The organism is Actinomycetospora endophytica (assembly GCF_021026375.1).
Classification (GTDB): Bacteria; Actinomycetota; Actinomycetes; order Mycobacteriales; family Pseudonocardiaceae; genus Actinomycetospora; species Actinomycetospora endophytica.
Genome location: NZ_JAJNDB010000001.1, coordinates 953,587 through 970,183, shown reverse-complemented (window position 1 = coordinate 970,183; position 16,597 = coordinate 953,587). Strand labels below are relative to the sequence as shown.

Genomic DNA, 16,597 nt, shown 5'->3' with positions numbered 1-16,597 from the left:
ATCTCGGCGATCTCGGTGGGGCGGCCCGCTCGAAGGCGCTCAGGCGCCCCCGTCGGCCCCGCCGTCGGCGCCACCATCGGCACCGCCATCGGCACCGCCGTCCGCGCCGCCGCCGCGGGCACCGCCGTCGGCCGGCCCGTGCCCGGCGCCGTGGTCCGCGCCCCCGTCGGCCCCGCCGTCGGCGCCACCGTCCGCGCCGCCGTCGGCCCCGTGACCGGCAGCCCCGCCGTCGGCCGGGCCGTGGCCCGCCCCGCCGTCGGCGCCGCCGTCCGCGCCCCCGTCGCCGCCGCCACCCGAGGCGCCGCCGTCGGCGGGCCCGTGGCCGGGGGTCGAGCCGGAGGTGGTGATGTCGTCGTCGTTCATCGTCGTCTCCTCGTGGTGGGTCGGGTACGAGCCTCCCGGTGGCGCGCCGACCGGCGCTACTCGATCCGGGTGATACCCGACGCGGGCCGTCTACCCGGGGTCGGCGCATCTCACGCGCCCACATCGCCCGTCAGGGTCCCGGTGCGGTGAGCGAGATGGCAGGGTGCCGCGGCATGACCGTTGGCACGTTGGTGCTGCTCCGGCACGGCCAGAGCGAGTGGAACGAGAAGAACCTGTTCACCGGGTGGGTCGACGTGCCCCTCTCCGACACCGGCGAGCGGGAGGCACGCCGGGGCGGCGAGCTCCTCGCCGACGCCGGGCTCCTGCCGGACGTCCTGCACACCTCGCTGCTGCGGCGCGCCATCAGCACGGCGAACCTCGCCCTCGACGTCTGCGACCGCCACTGGATCCCGGTCCGCCGCAACTGGCGGCTCAACGAGCGGCACTACGGGGCGCTCCAGGGCAAGGACAAGAAGCAGACTCTTGCTACCTACGGCGAGGAGCAGTTCCAGGTCTGGCGCCGCTCCTACGACACCCCGCCGCCGCCGATCGACCCCGACGACGAGTACGCCCAGACCGGCGACCCGCGCTACGCCGACCTCGGCGCGGACCTGCCCCGCACCGAGTGCCTCTCCGACGTGCTCGAGCGGCTGCTGCCGTACTGGACCGAGGCCGTCGTCCCGGACCTGAAGGCCGGCCGGACGGTCCTCGTCGCCGCCCACGGCAACTCGCTGCGCGCGGTGGTCAAGCACCTGGACGGCGTCGACGACGAGACGATCGCCGGGCTGAACATCCCGACCGGCATCCCGCTGCGCTACGACCTCGTCGAGTCCGGCAGCGACCTCACGCCGACGAATCCCGGCGGCACCTACCTCGACCCCGACGCCGCGAAGGACGCGATCGCGGCGGTCGCCAACCAGGGGCGCTGACCAGCGGCGCTGACGTCGGGGGTCACCGTGCGGTGAACGCCACCTGAACGGGTCGCCAACAGTCACCCTTCCGAGGGTTGGACGGGTCACCAACGGCGGTCCGACGCGGGTCGAAATCCCGGTGGCGGCCCTACCATCGCGGCGTGGCCGTCCCGGCGTACGTGACCGTCCTGGCCGCCGTCCTCGCGGCGGTCGTGGGCGTCGTCGTCGGCGCCGCAGGCGTGCAGTGGAAGGCGCGGAGCAAGCGGGCCGCCGTCGTCGCCGCCGGGCCCACGGTGGCCGAACTGCTCGCCCGCATCGTGCGCCGCTCGCACACCGGGCTCGCGGTGATCAACCGGTTCGGCGACGTGGTGCTCTCGAACGACCGCGCCGAGGTGCTCGGCGCGGTCGTCGACGCCCGCCCGGAGGGCCGGGTCGCCGAGGCCGCCGCCACGGTCTCGGCGCGCGGCGGCACCGCCGAGATCGATCTGTCCCCGCCCACGTCCTCGCGCCGCTCACCGCAGTCGGTGATCGCGCGACTGGGCCCGCTCGGCGACGGCTTCGTCGTGGTCGAGGCCTCCGACACCTCGGCGGCGGTGCGGCTCGAGGCCGTCCGGCGGGACTTCGTGGCCAACGTCGGGCACGAGCTCAAGACCCCGGTCGGCGCGATGGCCGTGCTGGCCGAGGCGGTGCTCGACGCCGACGACCCCGTCGAGGTCACCCGCTTCGCGACGAAGATCCTCCACGAGTCCCGCCGGATGGGGGCGCTCGTCACCGAGCTCATCGAGCTGTCCCGGCTGCAGGGCGCGGACCCGCTGCCCGAGCTCGAGCCGGTCGCCGTCGACGACGTGGTCCGCGAGGCCGTCGAGCGCGCCCGGGTCTCCGCCGAGACCGCCGGCACCGACCTCGCCCTCGACGCCCCCAGCGGCCTCGAGGTCGCCGGCAGCTCGACGCTGCTCGTCACCGCGCTGGCGAACCTGCTGGAGAACGCCGTCGCCTACTCGCCCACCGGGTCGTCGGTCTCGGTGCGCCGCCGCCGGGTGCGCGGGACCGGCGGCGCGGGCTCGGTCGAGATCTCGGTGACCGACCGGGGCATCGGGATCGCGCCGGACCACCAGGAGCGGGTGTTCGAGCGCTTCTTCCGCGTCGACCCCGCCCGCTCCCGCGCGACCGGGGGCACGGGCCTCGGCCTGGCGATCGTCAAGCACGTCGCCGCCAACCACGGCGGTGAGGTGCGGGTCTGGAGCGAGCCCGGCGTCGGCTCCACGTTCACGCTGCGCCTGCCCGCGCCCGCGGGCGGGGCCGCCGACGACAGCGGGTCGCCGCGGGCGGGCGCGCCCGTCCCGACCCCGGTCGACGGCGCGCTCGACGACCCGCGGCGCCCCGCCGACCGCCCCCGGTCCGCCCTGGTCGAGCGATCGACCGAGCGGCCGGCGGAGCGACCCACCGAGCGGCCCGCGGCGCGACCGGCAGAGCAGCCGGTCGCCGGGGCCGACGAGACCTCCGACGACGAGGTCGATGACGACGAGGCCATGGATCCCCCTGAGCCCCCGGCCCCCTCCCCACCACGCACCCCCACGTCCGTGACCGTCGGACCCGACGAGCAGAGGTGACCATGACCCGCGTGCTGATCGTGGAGGACGAGGAGTCCTTCGCCGACCCGCTGGCCTACCTGCTGCGCAAGGAGGGGTTCGAGGCCAGCGTCGCCGTGACCGGCGCCGCCGCCCTGGACGACTTCGAGCGCCACGGGGCCGACATCGTCCTGCTCGACCTGATGCTCCCCGGGATGAGCGGCACCGACGTCTGCAAGGCGCTGCGTCAGCGCTCCTCCGTCCCGGTGATCATGGTGACGGCGCGCGACGCGGAGATCGACAAGGTGGTCGGCCTCGAGCTGGGCGCCGACGACTACGTCACCAAGCCGTACTCGGCCCGCGAGCTGATCGCCCGGGTGCGCGCGGTGCTGCGGCGCGGGCAGGAGAGCGAGGGTGCCGAGCCCGCGGCGACCCCCACGGGCGACCGGCAGATCCTCGAGGCGGGCCCGGTCCGCATGGACGTCGGGCGCCACGTCGTGACCGTCGAGGGCGGGAACGGGGTCGACCCCATCGAGGTCGCGCTGCCGCTCAAGGAGTTCGACCTGCTCGAGTACCTGATGCGCAACGTCGGGCGGGTGCTGACCCGGGCGCAGCTCATCGACCGGGTGTGGGGCGCGGACTACGTGGGCGACACCAAGACCCTCGACGTCCACATCAAGCGGCTGCGCGCCAAGCTCGAGCCGGAGCCCTCCCAGCCGCGGCACCTGCTGACGGTGCGGGGGCTCGGCTACAAGCTGGACGCCTGATCGAGCGACGATCGAGACCGTCTAGGCTGCTCAGCGATGAGACTCGGGGTCCTCGACGTGGGGTCGAACACCGTGCACCTGCTCGTGGTGGACGCCCACCGCGGTGCACATCCGACGCCCCAGTCCTCGACGAAGACCGCACTGCGGCTCGCCGAGCACGTGAACGACGGCGTGCTCGCCCGCAAGGGCGCGGACGCTCTCGTCTCCGCGGTCGCCGAGGCCCGCCGCGAGGCGCGTGCCCTCGGATGCGACGACCTGCTCGCCTTCGCCACCTCCGCGGTGCGGGACGCCACGAACTCCGACGCGGTCCTGGCGCGGGTCCGGGACGAGACCGGCGTCGACCTGCAGGTGCTCTCCGGGGCGGACGAGGCCACGCTCACCTTCCTCGCCGTCCGCCGCTGGTTCGGGTGGTCGGCGGGCCGCCTGCTCTCGCTCGACATCGGCGGCGGCTCCCTGGAGATGGCGGTCGGGCGCGACGAGCACCCCGACGTGGCGCTGTCCCTCCCTCTCGGGGCCGGGCGCCTGACCCGCGACTGGTTCGCCGCCGACCCGCCCGAGCGCAAGGAGACCCGCGCGCTCGCCGAGTACGTGCACGACACCGTCGCCCCCGCCGCGGCCGCGCTCCTCGACGGCGGGGACCCGGACCGCGCCGTCGTGACGTCGAAGACGTTCCGGTCGCTGGCCCGGCTGACCGGGGCCGCCCCGCGCAGCGCCGGCCCGCGGGTGCCGCGTCGGTTGACGGCCGCCGGGCTGCGGCAGGTCGTCGCCTTCATCAGCCGGATGAGCTCGGGCGACCTGGCCGAACTGGAGGGCGTCAGCGCCTCGCGGGCCCACCAGCTCGTGGCCGGCGCGATCGTCGCGCGCGGCGCGATGGACGCCCTCGGACTCGACGAGGTCGAGGTCTGCCCGTGGGCCCTGCGTGAGGGCGTCATCCTCGGACGACTCGACCAGGTGCCCCTCGAAGGCGGTCCGTTCGCCGCTGACGGGACGTATACCACCGTCCATCCCACAGCTACTGGACGACCGGCGTCCGCCACGGCACGGTGGACCGGATGACGACGGACGGCGCGCCTCGGCGCGGGACTCAGCGCAGCGTGGCGGAGCTGCTGGCCGCCTACGGCGGTGACTCGCGCGAGCCGTCGCGTCCCGAGCCGGCCCCGGAGCCCGCCCCCGCGGAGCCCTACGGCGCGGGCTACGCGCCCGGACCACCCCCGGCCTACGACGACCGGTACGGCGCTCCCGGTCCCGATCGTGGTCGGGACGCGTACGGGGACCCCTACGGCGGGCCGTCGACGTCGTCGTCATACCGGGGCGGCTCGTTCGGCGGCTACCCGGACGGCTACGGCACGCCCGGCTACGGCTCCGACTCCTACGGGTCGAACGGGTACGGCTCGAACGGGTACGGGTCGAACGGGTACGGGCCCGATGGCTACGGCTCGAACGGCTACGGGTACGCCTCGGACGGCTACGGGTCCTACGATCCGCCGTCCCACGGCTCGTACGGATCGCAGTCCTACGGCAGCGGCCCCTCCACCGGCGGGTACGGCGCGCCGGACCCGTACGGCGCCGACCCCTACGGCCCCCCGCCCGGCTACGGCCGCGACACCTACGCCGAGCCGTACGGCTACCAGGGCGCCCCCACCGGTTACGGCGCGCCGCCTCCGCCGCCCCCGCCCGCCGTGCCCCGGCCCGCGGGACCCCCGCCGGGCTCGGGTCCGCAGCCGGCCAGTGCCCCGCCGCCCCCGGCAGCGGGATGGGCGCCGGCCGCGACCACAGGCGTGAGCCCGCCGCCCGCGGCACCGGAGGCCCAGGCGACGACGGCGCAGCCCCTTCCGCCCGCGCCGCCGGTCGCGGCGGCCCCCACGGCGGTGACCCCCTCGCCGGCGCAGGCCGCGCCGACGCAGGTGACCCCGTCGGCGGCACCGACCCAGGTCGGACCGAGCGCGTCGCCGACCCAGGTGACGCCGGCCCCTACCCAGGCCACGCCGACCACCGCCTCGCCCCGGCCGACCGACACCGGCCCGTCGACCGCGGCGTCCCCGCTCGCCCGCCCGGACGACGCGGGCCCGCGGACCCGGCGCGTCGAGGCACCGGCGGGTCTCGCCGACGACGACTACGACGACGAGTACGACGACTACGACGACGAGCCGGCGGAGCGGCCCACCGCGAAGGAGTGGGCCGTCATCGCGGGCCAGCTCGTGGTGGGGGCGCTGCTCGGCGCCGTGCTCTGGATCGGGTTCTCGTACCTGTGGCAGTCGCTGCCGGTGGTGGCCCTCGTGCTCGCGGCCGCCGCGACCGGTGGCCTGGTCTTCGGGGTCCGGGCGATGCGCCGCTCGGACGACCTGCAGACGATGGTGCTCGCGATCGTGGTCGGGCTCGTCGTCACGGTCTCGCCCGCCGCGTTCGTCCTGCTCGCACGATGACCCCCGGGTGGTGACCGCCGTTCCGTCCGCACCCACCGGCCCGTCGGCGCCGGTAGCGCTCTCGACGGCGTCGGTCTTCCCGGAGCCCATGTCGGCCGCGTTCGACGCGGCCGCCGAGCTCGGTTACGACGGCGTCGAGCTGATGGTGTGGAACGAGCCGGAGTCACGACAGCTGCGCACCGTCGCCCGTCACGCCGAGCGCACGGGAATGCCGGTCCTCGCGGTGCACGCGCCCTGCCTGGCGATCACCCAGCGCGTGTGGGGCGCGGACCCCGCCGAACGGCTGCGCCGCAGCGTCGTGCTCGCCGCCGGGCTCGGCGCGACGACGGTGGTGCTCCACCCGCCGTTCCGCTGGCAGCGCCGCTACGCCGCCGGTCTGTCCCGGCAGGTCGACGAGCTGGAACGCGCGCACGGCGTCCGGGTCGCGATGGAGAACATGTTCCCGCTGCGCCGGGGCCGGATGAAGGTGTCCAGCTACACCCCGGGGCACGACCCGACGGTGCCCGGCGCCCGCAACTACACGCTCGACCTCTCGCACACCGCGACGGCGGGCGACGACGCGTTCGAGCTGCTCGAGCGCATGGGCGAGCGCCTCGTCCACCTGCACCTCGCCGACGGCACCGGGTTGCCGAGCGACGAGCACCTCGTCCCGGGCCGGGGCACCCAGCCCTGCGCCGACGTGCTGCGCCGTCTCGCGCTGACCGGGTTCGGCGGCACCGTCGTCGTCGAGATCTCGACGCGGCGGGCCAGGACCCGCAACGCCCGCCTCGACGCGCTGGCGGAGTCGCTGCTGTTCGCCCGGCTGCACCTGGGGAGCCGGAGGGCTTCGCCCATGTGAACGAATGTGGTCGCCATGACGACCACATTCGTTCACATGCGAAGCTCCGCACCATGACGACGGTCGCGGTGCTCGGAGGCGGACGGATCGGCGAGGCGCTGCTCGGCGGCCTGGTGGCGGCGGGGCACGATCCCGCCTCGCTGCTGGTGGTCGAGCGCGACACCCCGCGCGCCGACGACCTCGTCGCGCGCCTCGGCATCGTCGCCACCGACGCCGCCGACGCGGCGCAGCGGGCCGACGTCCTCGTCGTCGCCGTCAAGCCGCAGGACGTGCAGGGGGTGCTGGAGGCCGTCCCGGCCGGGCGCGACCGCGTCGTCGTCTCGCTCGCCGCCGGCATCCCGACGGCGGCCCTGGAGCGCTGGCTGCCGGCGGGGACGCCGGTCGTGCGGGTCATGCCGAACACGCCGATGCTCGTCGGGCGGGCGATGTGCGTGCTCTCGCCCGGCGCCCACGCCGACGACGACGCCGTCGGGACGGCCGAGACGCTCCTGCGGGCCGTCGGGCAGACGGTGCGCGTGCCGGAGGCGCAGCAGGACGTCGCGACGGCGCTGTCGGGCTCCGGGCCGGCCTACCTGTTCCTGGTCGCCGAGGCGATGATCGAGGCCGGCGTCGGGCTGGGTCTGCCGCGGCCGGTCGCGACGCAGCTCGTGTCGGCGACCGTGGACGGCGCGGGCGGGGTCCTCACCGACGACACCGACGGCCCCGCCCACCCCGGCCTGCTGCGCGAGGCGGTGACCTCCCCGGGCGGCACCACGGCGGCCGCGCTGCGGACCCTCGAGTCGCACGGCCTGCGGGCCGCGTTCGCGGACGCCGTCGAGAGCTGCCGTGACGCGTCGCGGGCGCTCGGCGCGGCCTACGGCGGCTGATCCGGCGGCCCCGACGGGTGATCCGCTCGTCCGGTGTCGCTCCGCTCGCCCGGGCCGCCGACCGTTCGTCGTGATCATCTCCCGTGGCGACGATCCGGCGTGTGCGCTTGACGCGCCGAGCGCTACGGCCACCGCACCATCACGTCGAGCGATTCATCCGTCACATCCGTCTCGCTACTCTCCGATCAGCACGTGCGTGTCGAACCGCCGGAGGGGAAGACCGGCGGCACGACGGGTGCTCGGAAGGCGGTCGACCATGCCGCAGAATGCCGCCGCTGGGCGGAGGGACGACGGCGACCTGTCACGGGTGCAGTTCCTGACCGTGGCCGAGGTCGCCGCGACGATGCGTGTCTCGAAGATGACGGTGTACCGCCTGGTGCACAACGGAGAGCTGCCGGCCGTCCGTGTCGGTCGCAGCTTCCGTGTGCCCGAGGAGGCGGTGCACGAGTACTTGCGGGGCTCGTACATCGACGCCGGCTGAGGCCGGCCCAGGGCGCCGGTCGGTGATCGGCGCAGTACCACCCGGGGCCCGGGCGGAGTGCGGACTCCGCCCGGGTCACCGGTACGGTGGAGGCTTGCTGCCCGGGCCGCCCGGGCCTGCCGGTACGTCTCCACGGATGAGTTGCGAAGGGAACCCGTATGGGCTCGGTCATCAAGAAGCGCCGGAAGCGGATGTCGAAGAAGAAGCACCGTAAGCTGCTGCGCAAGACCCGCGTGCAGCGTCGCAAGCTCGGCAAGTGACCGGCACCGGCCGGGTCTGACGAGCCCCGGCCGGCGCCGACGGCGGTCCCGCGGGTCCGATCCTGACATTTCGTACGCCCGCAGCCCGGGAGAGCCATGGCCCCGTCCGTCGTCCTCGTCACCGGAGTCGCCGGCCAGCTCGGCGGCGAGCTGGCGGCGCGTCTGGCGGCGGATCCCGCCATCGAGCGCGTCCTCGGGGTGGACACCACCCCGCCCTCCCGGGACATGCGACGGCGGATGGGTCGCGCGGAGTTCGTCCGCGTGGACATCCGCAATCCCCTCATCGGCAAGGTCATCAGCACCGCGAAGGTCGACACCGTCGTCCACGCGTCGCTGTCCGGCCACCCGTCGGCCGCCGGCGGGCGCTCGATGATGATGGAGATGAACGTCATCGGGACGATGCAGCTGCTCGCGGCGTGCCAGAAATCGGACACCGTGGGCCGGCTCGTCGTCCGTTCGACGACGAGCGTGTACGGCGCCAGCCCGCGTGACCCGGCGACGTTCACCGAGACCACCGAGCCGAAGGCGCTGCCGCCCGGTGGGTACGCGAAGGACGCCGTCGAGATCGAGGGCTACGTGCGCAGCTTCTCGCGGCGCCGCCCGGACATCCCGGTGACCACGCTGCGGTTCGTCAACCTCATCGGCCCGCGCGCCGACACCGCGTTCGCGCACTACTTCTCGCTGCCGGTCGTGCCGGTGGTGCTCGGGTACGACGCCCGGGTGCAGCTGCTGCACGCCGAGGACGCGGTCGCGGTCCTGGAGCGGGCTACCCGCGAGGAGCTGCCGGGCGTGTTCAACGTCGGCGCGGACGGCGTGCTCATGCTCTCCCAGGCAGTACGCCGCGCGGGGCGGGTCACGCTGCCGATCCCGGAGCCGCTCGTGCCCTGGGTCGGCCGCATCACCCGGCGCGCCCGCCTCGTGGACTTCTCGCCCGAGCAGATGCGCCTGCTCAACTACGGCCGCGTCGTCGACACCACCAAGCTCAAGACCGAGTTCGGCTTCGAGCCCCGCTGGACGACGGCGCAGGCGTTCGACGACTTCGTGGCGGGCCGGGCACTGCGCCCGATGCTCGACACCGACCGCTACGTCGACGTCGCCGAGTCGCTGGCCCTGCGGGCCCTGCACGCCCTGCCCGGCCAGGGTGCGGCGCCGCCCGCGGAGCGGGAACCGGCCGCGATCGAGACCAGGAACACGCCCGCGCTCACCCCGGTGCGATGAGGATGACCGACGTGACCGAGAGGAACGGCATGGGCGACGCCGAGGTGATCCCGCTGCGGGGTGCGGGCGGGCGCCCGCGTCCCCGGCCCACCCCGCGCCGCCGTGGTGTGGTCGGTGCTCAGCCGCCCGGGGAGCCGGCCGGCGGGACGGGGGCGAGCGGAACGGACGGAGGGATCGTGGACGAGCAGGGCGCGCCGGGCGGCGAGGTGGCGACGATCCCGGCCGGTCCGCTGGCGCCGTCCCAGCCCTCCGAGCTCGAGGCGGCGGTCTCCGAGGTCGTCGACTTCCTGCGTCGTCGCCTGGCGGGGCGCTACTCGGTCGACGAGTTCGGCTTCGACCCGGACCTCAACGAGAACGTCATCCTCCCCGTGCTGCGCCCGCTCTACGAGCGCTGGTTCCGGGTCGAGACGATCGGCGTCGAGAACGTGCCCGCCCACGGCGGGGCGCTGCTCGTGGCGAACCACTCGGGGACGCTGCCGCTGGACGCCCTGATGACCGTCGTCGCGACCCACGACGACCTGCCGACCCCGCGCAACCTGCGGATGCTGGCCGCGGACCTGGTGTTCGGCATGCCCGGGTTCGGTGCGGTCGCGCGCAAGGCGGGCCACACCCTGGCCTGCAACCCGGACGCCGAGAAGCTGCTCGGGTCGGGCGAGCTCGTCGGGGTCTGGCCGGAGGGCTTCAAGGGCATCGGGAAGGCCTACGCGGACCGCTACAAGCTGCAGCGCTTCGGGCGCGGCGGCTTCGTGTCGGCGGCGCTTCGTACCGGTGTGCCGATCATCCCGTGCTCGATCGTCGGCGCCGAGGAGATCTACCCGAAGATCGGCGACCTCGGCCCGATCGCCCGCCTGCTGGGCGTGCCGTACTTCCCGATCACGCCGACCTGGCCCCTCCTCGGCCCGCTCGGCCTCGTTCCGCTCCCGTCGAAGTGGTACATCGAGTTCGGCGAGCCCATCCGCACCGACGAGTTCGAGCCCGGCGCCGCGGACGACCCGATGCTCGTCTTCAACCTCACCGACCAGGTGCGGGAGAACATCCAGCAGACGCTCTACCGCCTGCTCTCGGGCCGCCGGAACGCGTTCCTCGGCTGAGCCCGCCTCCGTGATGTGAGCAAGGGTTCATCCTGACGTCACATGTCAGCGAAGGACCATCGCTGAGGACGGGTTCGGGCGCCACCCCCGACGAGGGACACACCACGCTTGCCGCCCAGGCCTCGGAGCTGCCTGACGTGCCCCTCGAGGCGGCGGACGAGACGAACGCGGCTCAGAACACCGAGGTGCGCCGGCGGTAGGCCGCGCCCGCCGCGACCGCTCCGGCCACGGCGCCCGCGCCGAGCACCGACGGCACGCCGATGCGGGCCACCTTGCGCCCGGAGCGGAAGTCCCGGATCTCCCAGCCGTTGCGCCGGGCGAGGGCCCGCAGCTCGGCGTCCGGGTTGACGGCCACCGCGGTGCCCACGACCGAGAGCATCGGGGCGTCGTTGATCGAGTCCGAGTACGCCGAGCACCGGCGCAGGTCCAGGCCCTCCCGGGCGGCCAGGGCGCGGACCGCGTGGGCCTTCGCCGGGCCGTGGAGGAGCTCGCCGACGAGACGCCCGGTGTAGACCCCGTCGTCGTGCTCGGCGACGGTGCCCAGCGCCCCCGTCAGGCCGAGACGGCGCGCGATGATCCCGGCGAGCTCCAGCGGCGTGGCGGTGACCAGCCACACCCGCTGGCCGGCATCGAGGTGCATCTGGGCCAGCGCGCGGGTGCCCTCCCAGATGCGGTCGGCCATCAGCTCGTCGTAGATCTCCTCGCCGAGCTCCACGAGCTCGGACACCTCCCGCCCGGCCACGAAGGACAGCGCCGCCTCGCGGTGGGCCTGGACGTCCTCGGGGGTGCCCTCGCCGCCCAGCCGGAACTTCACCTGCTGCCAGACGAAGCCCCGCAGGTCGGCCCCGGAGAAGAAGTTCCGGGAGGCGAGACCGCGGGCGAAGTGGAAGATCGACGCGCCCATCATCATCGTGTTGTCGACGTCGAAGAACGCGGCGGCGGTGAGGTCGGGCGGTACCGAGCCGAGGTCGGGACCGGCGGTCTCGGCGGCTGCCGCCGCGGCGGCGCCGGCGTCCCGGGCGGCCGCGGTGTCCGCACCGGGCCCGTCGAACGCCTCCGCCGGATCGAGCTCGTCGGTGCCCAGCGCGGAGGCTGCGGCGGCCGAGGCCTCACCGGCCCGCCGCGCGGCCTCCCGTCCGGCAGCCGCCCGTCGGTCGCGCCGGTCGCGCCGTCCTACCAACGCCCGACTCCTCCTCGCCTGCCGCGGAACCGCCCCGGTGAGAGGACGCGTCCTCCGCGGACCACCTTAGTGGTGTCGGCCGATCCCGCCGGGCGCGGCCGTGACCGGGTCCGTTCAGCCGAGCGAGAGGCCGGGCAGACCCGGGAGCAGCGGCGGCAGCTGCACCTTCGGCAGGCCCGGCACCGGCACCGGCACCTGGATCGGCGGCTTCGTGGTGGTCGGCCCGGGCAGCGGCAGCTGCACCAGCGGCGAGTCCGAATCGCTCGAGCGGGTCGTCGACGTCGAGTCGGAGGTCTTCGTCGTCGTCTCGTCGGTGGTGGACCGCTTCGTCGACGGCGCCGAGGTCTTCGTCGTCGGGGACAACGCCGACGTGTCCGGAGCCGCGGGCTTCGCCGTCGGCTGCTGGCTCTGCGAGCAGGCCGCCGAGGGCAGCGGGCCCAGATCGTCGGAGTCCGAGCCGCCACACGGGCTGGTGGACTTCTCGAACGCGGTGGCCCGGGTCTGCAGCTGCTGGACCAGTCGCTGGGACGACGCCGCCTGCTCCCGGCCCGAGGGCGGCAGCGAGGGGGAGAACCCGTTGAGGGTCTGCTGCTGCTGGCTGGCCCACTGCGAGAGCAGCCCCGGCGGCGGGCCGGCGGGCTGGTTCACGAGCGGGAGCAGCATCTTCGCGCCGGTGCGGGCCTGGTCGTCGAAGGCGCGCAGGTTGTCGGCGAAGAGCGCGGCGTCCGCGTCGTCGGCGCCGGACGCGGTGGGACGCGGGCCCGCTGCGGTGGTCGAGTCGCGCTCCACCAGCTGCTGGATCTCGTCGAGGCGCAGGGCCGCGACGTCGAGGTGCTTGCGGGCCTGGGCCTCCTGGCCGGACGTCAGGCCGATCTCGGTGGACTCCGAGGCGCGCTTGAGGCCGTAGAGCATGTCGCCGGGCAGCGCGCCCCGCGAGAGCAGCACCGTGAGCGCGCCGAGCGCGAGCACGCAGGCCATCCCGGCCATCGTCGTCGAGAGCAGCTTGCGCACCGTCGAGGTGCGGCGCGTGGCCCGGCCCGGACCGGCGGCGGTCGCGGGCGAGGCGGGGCGGCCGTCGCCGGGGCGCGACCCGCCGCGCCGCTCGGCGCGACGGCGGCCGTGGCCGGCGGGGGTGGCCTCCACACGCTCGGTGCGGCGCGTCACCGGGACCTGTGGGGACTCCTCGGCGATCGCGGCCATGAGATTGGCGCGCATCCGGCGCGAGGCCTCGGGATCGGGCCCCGGGGTCGACCGGGCTGCGCGGCCCAGCATCTCGGCGATCCGGAGCTCCTCCTGGAGCTCCCCGTCACCGGGCTGGTCATGATCGCCGAGTGGCACCCCGGACGCGCCAGGGTGCGCGCGGCGACCGGGTGCGCGTCCGCGCATCCGTTCATCCCAGGCAGCGGCGAACCGCTCGTCTGCCTCATCGCGACCGCTCGGCATGTCGTCCGTCCTCATCGTGCGCTCGTGCCGTCCGGCACGAACCGTCCTCGTCGTACGTCGAAACGACCGGACGGGCCACTGGTTACGAGGTACACGCCGTCGGGTGGAACTACATCGTTGTCACTCACCGCAAACCCTCGGGCAGCAGTTGAGCGAGACGCCGCACCGCACGGTGTTGCAGCGCCTTCACCGCGCCCTCGTTCCGCCCCATGATATGGGCCGTCTCGGACACGGAGAGTCCCTGGAGGAACCGCAGGGTGATGCATTCCTGCTGGTCCTCGCCGAGCTTGGCGACGCAGCGCAGGAGCTCCTCGTGGGTCGCGCCGGCGATGACCTCGCTCTCCGGACCGGGCCGGTGCGAGTCGGGCGCCACGTCGGTGATCTCCGGCGTCGCCTGCTCGAGGCGATAGCGGCTGGATTTCACGTGGTCGAGCACCAGGTTGCGGGCGATGGTGACGAACCACGCACCGATGTCGCGACCCTGGTAGCTCACCGACGAGATCCGGCGGAACGCGCGGACGAACGTCTCCTGGGTGAGGTCCTCGGCCACGCCGCGGTCACCCAGCCGGTAGAAGACGAACCGGAAGACGACGTCGTGGTAGCGGTCGAACAGCTGCCCGAAGGCGTCGGTGTCGCCCTCCTGGGTGGCCTTGACCAGCGCCCAGCCGTCGGCGACCTGCTCGTCGGCCTCCTCCAGGCCCGCGCTCTCCAGGTCGGAGTCGTCGAGCTCGGTCTGCTCGTCCTCGGCGGGCGCGTTCGCGGCGTCCGGCGTCCGGAGCGGCGTCGTCGGCGGGTGCGCGGGACCGGGTGCGGGCACCGGACCGGTCGGCGCGCCCGTCGCGGGCGGCGGCCCGGCGGGCGGTGCGGCCGGCGGCGGGGGACCGGGCTGCTGTCCGGGAGGGGGACCGGGCTGACCAGGCGGCGGCCCGGGCGGCCCGACCGGACGCGGCGGGGCGGGCGGTGCCGGGTGCCCGTTCACCCGCGGCAGGTCGGGGTGCGACGGGTGATCCATCGGGCGCGGGGTCGCGGGGCCGGCCGGCCAGTTCGCGTCCGGGCCGCGCTGCTCCGGGTACGGCGACCCGTACCCCTGCTCGGGCGGGCCCGGGTGCCTGCGCTCCGAGGTCGGCGCCCCCGGGGCCGCGCGACCGGCCGTCACGGGGTCGTGTGGCTGCGGAGGGGTGTCGGTCATGGACGCGGAGCGGCCGGACCGGTCGCGCCGGTCGCGCTCCGGGTTCGGCATGCCGCCGGTTCCGACCGTCATCGCGCTCCGTCGGTCGTGCACGACGCGTCCGGGACGGCCGCCGTGGCGGCGACCCCCGTCGCCACGCCGACGCCGACGACAGCGGACAAGACGTTCTCCCTCGCTGGACGACCACTCGCTTCCGGCGGCGTGCGGGCCCGTCCGCATCGGTCGGGGAGCACGCTGGGGACGGAGCATACGTGCGGCTCCGAGGCCCTCGTCACCGGAGCGCCACCCACCGCCACCAGGCTCGTTGACATGCACTTGACCTGCGGTGAGAGGTTCCGACCATGCCGTCGGCGGTCCGGGAGGATCTGCCAGACTCCCGTTCGGGCGGACGTCGAGAGAGGACTGGTTCTGGCGTGTCCGAAGTAGTCAGCGAGACAGGACTCCCTGTCCGGGTGACCGTGTTGGTCCGTGCGCAGTGCACGACCTGCGACCGGATGGAGGACGTCGTCCGCGAGGTCTGCGCCGAGGTCGGCGTCGGCTGGGAGCGCGTCGACATCGACCACGCCGACGCCGACCTGCGCGGCGAGTTCGGCGACCGCATCCCCGTGACGCTGGTCGACGGCGAGGAGCACGCGACGTGGCGCGTCGAGGCCGCCGCGCTGCGGACGGCGCTGCAGGCGTGACGGCCCCGGTGTCCACCTCCCCGGCCGTGTCCTTCCTCCCCGCCCTCGGCGCGCAGTCCGGCAGTGCCGACGTGCCCGCGCTCCGGACCGCGACCTCGCTCGTCGTGCTCGCCCAGTCGACGTACCGGTCGCTGACCGGGCTCCCGGCCGGCGGCGGTGACCGGGCCAACCCGGTCGTCCGTGACCTGCTCTCCGCGGCGACCACCGAGCTCGGCGACGCCCGTGACGCCCTCAGCTCGGCGACGACGGGTGCGGGCGGCCGCCCGCAGACCGCGCCGGACCCGGTGTACAGCTCCGTCGTCGCCCAGGCCCTGCCGACGGTGCGCAGCCCCGCGGACGTCGTCGGGGTCGCCCTCACCCTCGAGGACGTCCTCGCGCAGACGCTGGTGGCCGACGCGGCGGGCCTGTCGACGCCCGCGCTACGGGCCACGGCGCTCCGGCTGGGCGCCGCGGCCGCCTCGCGCAAGGCGAGCCTGCTGATCGTCAGCTCCCTGCTGTCCTCCGCCCAGTCCGACCTCGTGGTCGCACCGCCGGACCTCACCGCGCTGCCCGCCGCCGTCGGGACCGTCGGCTTCCCCGACACCCGCTTCCCGACGTCGAAGGCCTCGCCGCCCGAGGAGGGGTCCGGATGACCCTCTCCTCCTCCCGCCCGTCCCGGCGCCTCGTCCTGGGCTGGGGCGCCGCGGGCCTGCTGGGTGCCGGCGCGCTCGCGGCCTGCTCCGACGAGCCGCCCGCCGCGCCCGCGGGCCCGGCGTCGGGCTCCACGACCCCGAGCACCACGACCTCCGCGCGCCCGGCCTACGTCGGCGACCAGCGCGGCGTCGCCCTCTGCGCCGCGCTCGCCTCGCTCGCGGCGAGCCTCTACTCCGGCGCGGTGACCGCCGCCGGGGACGGCCGGCTCGGGCAGGTGCCCGGCGTCGTCACCGCTTTCCTCTCCGGGGCCGGGGCGCAGCACACCGAGCACGCCGCGGCGTGGAACGCGCTCCTCACGGCGGCCGGCCGGCCCGCGGTGAGCGGCACGCCGCTGTCGGTGGAGACCGAGCGGCGCGCCACGCTCGGGCGCGCGGCGGCGCCCACGGACCTGCTCGCGGTCGCGGTCGACATCGAGGCGTCGGTCGGCGCCACGGTGCTCGCCCGGGCGGGGGAGTTCACCGACGCCGGGGCCGCCGCGCTGGCGGCGACGGTCGCGCCGGTGGCGGCGATGCACGGCGCGACGGCGGCCTTCCTCCTCGGTCGGCCCACCGGGGTCGCCCCCGGCCCCGCCGGCGCCGCGCTCGGTCCCGACGCGCTGCTGGTCTGAGTGGGTGCCCTGTAGT

At 75.2% G+C, this 16,597-nt stretch carries 18 protein-coding genes; 14 read left to right on the top strand and 4 right to left on the bottom strand.

The features are described 5' to 3' along the window. Positions 1-39: 39 nt before the first annotated feature. Positions 40-363, bottom strand: coding sequence for a BatC protein (locus tag LQ327_RS04715; protein WP_230730365.1), 324 nt, complete (start codon positions 361-363; stop codon positions 40-42). A 173-nt stretch (positions 364-536) separates the two neighbouring features. Here LQ327_RS04715 and LQ327_RS04710 point away from each other — a divergent pair, with 173 nt between their 5' ends. From LQ327_RS04710 to LQ327_RS04660, 11 genes are all read left to right on the top strand, one after another. Further along, positions 537-1,292: a phosphoglyceromutase gene (locus tag LQ327_RS04710; protein ID WP_230730364.1), complete on the top strand. Its 756-nt coding sequence runs from the start codon at positions 537-539 to the stop codon at positions 1,290-1,292. A 143-nt stretch (positions 1,293-1,435) separates the two neighbouring features. Further along, positions 1,436-2,884 carry a sensor histidine kinase gene (locus LQ327_RS04705; protein WP_230730363.1) on the top strand — a complete coding sequence of 483 codons (1,449 nt, stop codon included), beginning with the start codon at positions 1,436-1,438 and terminating at the stop codon, positions 2,882-2,884. Positions 2,885-2,886: 2 nt separating this feature from the next. Continuing rightward, positions 2,887-3,609, top strand: coding sequence for a response regulator transcription factor (locus LQ327_RS04700; protein ID WP_230730362.1), 723 nt, complete (start codon positions 2,887-2,889; stop codon positions 3,607-3,609). 36 nt (positions 3,610-3,645) lie between these two features. After that, complete coding sequence (locus tag LQ327_RS04695; protein WP_230730361.1) at positions 3,646-4,665, top strand: Ppx/GppA phosphatase family protein; 1,020 nt, start codon at positions 3,646-3,648, stop codon at positions 4,663-4,665. Continuing rightward, positions 4,662-6,032, top strand: coding sequence for an Rv0497 family membrane protein (locus tag LQ327_RS34555; RefSeq protein WP_308286248.1), 1,371 nt, complete (start codon positions 4,662-4,664; stop codon positions 6,030-6,032). Before LQ327_RS04695 ends, LQ327_RS34555 begins: the two co-directional genes overlap by 4 nt. A gap of 88 nt (positions 6,033-6,120) precedes the next feature. After that, positions 6,121-6,870 (top strand): sugar phosphate isomerase/epimerase family protein, encoded by a 750-nt coding sequence (locus tag LQ327_RS04685; RefSeq protein ID WP_230733042.1) that lies wholly within the window; start codon positions 6,121-6,123, stop codon positions 6,868-6,870. Between the two features lie 53 nt (positions 6,871-6,923). After that, a complete protein-coding gene (gene proC, locus LQ327_RS04680) occupies positions 6,924-7,736 on the top strand; it encodes a pyrroline-5-carboxylate reductase (protein WP_230730360.1) in 813 nt (270 codons plus the stop codon). A gap of 256 nt (positions 7,737-7,992) precedes the next feature. Next, on the top strand, positions 7,993-8,217 hold the full coding sequence (locus tag LQ327_RS04675) for a helix-turn-helix domain-containing protein (protein ID WP_230730359.1): 225 nt from the start codon (positions 7,993-7,995) through the stop codon (positions 8,215-8,217). Between the two features lie 158 nt (positions 8,218-8,375). Then, entirely contained in the window at positions 8,376-8,477 is a 102-nt protein-coding gene (locus LQ327_RS04670) for a 30S ribosomal protein bS22 (protein ID WP_010241351.1), read from the top strand. Between the two features lie 96 nt (positions 8,478-8,573). After that, positions 8,574-9,695, top strand: coding sequence for an NAD-dependent epimerase/dehydratase family protein (locus LQ327_RS04665; RefSeq protein ID WP_230730358.1), 1,122 nt, complete (start codon positions 8,574-8,576; stop codon positions 9,693-9,695). A 2-nt stretch (positions 9,696-9,697) separates the two neighbouring features. Next, positions 9,698-10,786: a lysophospholipid acyltransferase family protein gene (locus LQ327_RS04660; protein WP_372460600.1), complete on the top strand. Its 1,089-nt coding sequence runs from the start codon at positions 9,698-9,700 to the stop codon at positions 10,784-10,786. Between the two features lie 172 nt (positions 10,787-10,958). On the opposite strand, the gene LQ327_RS04655 is transcribed toward LQ327_RS04660, so the two are convergent. From LQ327_RS04655 to LQ327_RS04645, 3 genes are all read right to left on the bottom strand, one after another. Beyond that, positions 10,959-11,870, bottom strand: coding sequence for an HAD family hydrolase (locus tag LQ327_RS04655; RefSeq protein WP_230733038.1), 912 nt, complete (start codon positions 11,868-11,870; stop codon positions 10,959-10,961). A gap of 210 nt (positions 11,871-12,080) precedes the next feature. Further along, complete coding sequence (locus LQ327_RS04650) at positions 12,081-13,352, bottom strand: DUF5667 domain-containing protein (RefSeq protein WP_230730357.1); 1,272 nt, start codon at positions 13,350-13,352, stop codon at positions 12,081-12,083. Between the two features lie 181 nt (positions 13,353-13,533). Then, entirely contained in the window at positions 13,534-14,121 is a 588-nt protein-coding gene (locus LQ327_RS04645) for a sigma-70 family RNA polymerase sigma factor (RefSeq protein WP_230733036.1), read from the bottom strand. A 929-nt stretch (positions 14,122-15,050) separates the two neighbouring features. On the opposite strand from LQ327_RS04645, the gene LQ327_RS04640 reads away from it, so the two are divergent. The 3 genes from LQ327_RS04640 to LQ327_RS04630 are packed head-to-tail and all read left to right on the top strand — an operon-like array spanning position 15,051 to position 16,581. Further along, positions 15,051-15,281 carry a glutaredoxin family protein gene (locus LQ327_RS04640; protein ID WP_230730356.1) on the top strand — a complete coding sequence of 77 codons (231 nt, stop codon included), beginning with the start codon at positions 15,051-15,053 and terminating at the stop codon, positions 15,279-15,281. Beyond that, positions 15,278-15,913 (top strand): hypothetical protein, encoded by a 636-nt coding sequence (locus LQ327_RS04635; RefSeq protein WP_230730355.1) that lies wholly within the window; start codon positions 15,278-15,280, stop codon positions 15,911-15,913. The genes LQ327_RS04640 and LQ327_RS04635 overlap by 4 nt, the downstream gene beginning before the upstream one ends. Further along, positions 15,910-16,581: a ferritin-like domain-containing protein gene (locus LQ327_RS04630; protein ID WP_230730354.1), complete on the top strand. Its 672-nt coding sequence runs from the start codon at positions 15,910-15,912 to the stop codon at positions 16,579-16,581. The genes LQ327_RS04635 and LQ327_RS04630 overlap by 4 nt, the downstream gene beginning before the upstream one ends. The last annotated feature ends 16 nt before the right edge of the window (positions 16,582-16,597 follow it).

Bases quoted from the DNA above. Each gene is read 5' to 3' on its own strand.
- LQ327_RS04710 (WP_230730364.1), top strand. From the start codon at position 537: ATGACCGTTGGCACGTTGGTGCTGCTCCGGCACGGCCAGAGCGAGTGG.
- LQ327_RS04670 (WP_010241351.1), top strand. From the start codon at position 8,376: ATGGGCTCGGTCATCAAGAAGCGCCGGAAGCGGATGTCGAAGAAGAAG.
- LQ327_RS04715 (WP_230730365.1), bottom strand. From the start codon at position 363: ATGAACGACGACGACATCACCACCTCCGGCTCGACCCCCGGCCACGGG.
- LQ327_RS04630 (WP_230730354.1), top strand. From the start codon at position 15,910: ATGACCCTCTCCTCCTCCCGCCCGTCCCGGCGCCTCGTCCTGGGCTGG.
- LQ327_RS04650 (WP_230730357.1), bottom strand. From the start codon at position 13,352: ATGCGCGGACGCGCACCCGGTCGCCGCGCGCACCCTGGCGCGTCCGGG.
- LQ327_RS04665 (WP_230730358.1), top strand. From the start codon at position 8,574: ATGGCCCCGTCCGTCGTCCTCGTCACCGGAGTCGCCGGCCAGCTCGGC.
- LQ327_RS04660 (WP_372460600.1), top strand. From the start codon at position 9,698: ATGACCGACGTGACCGAGAGGAACGGCATGGGCGACGCCGAGGTGATC.
- LQ327_RS04685 (WP_230733042.1), top strand. From the start codon at position 6,121: ATGTCGGCCGCGTTCGACGCGGCCGCCGAGCTCGGTTACGACGGCGTC.
- LQ327_RS04695 (WP_230730361.1), top strand. From the start codon at position 3,646: ATGAGACTCGGGGTCCTCGACGTGGGGTCGAACACCGTGCACCTGCTC.
- LQ327_RS04700 (WP_230730362.1), top strand. From the start codon at position 2,887: ATGACCCGCGTGCTGATCGTGGAGGACGAGGAGTCCTTCGCCGACCCG.
- proC (WP_230730360.1), top strand. From the start codon at position 6,924: ATGACGACGGTCGCGGTGCTCGGAGGCGGACGGATCGGCGAGGCGCTG.
- LQ327_RS04675 (WP_230730359.1), top strand. From the start codon at position 7,993: ATGCCGCAGAATGCCGCCGCTGGGCGGAGGGACGACGGCGACCTGTCA.
- LQ327_RS34555 (WP_308286248.1), top strand. From the start codon at position 4,662: ATGACGACGGACGGCGCGCCTCGGCGCGGGACTCAGCGCAGCGTGGCG.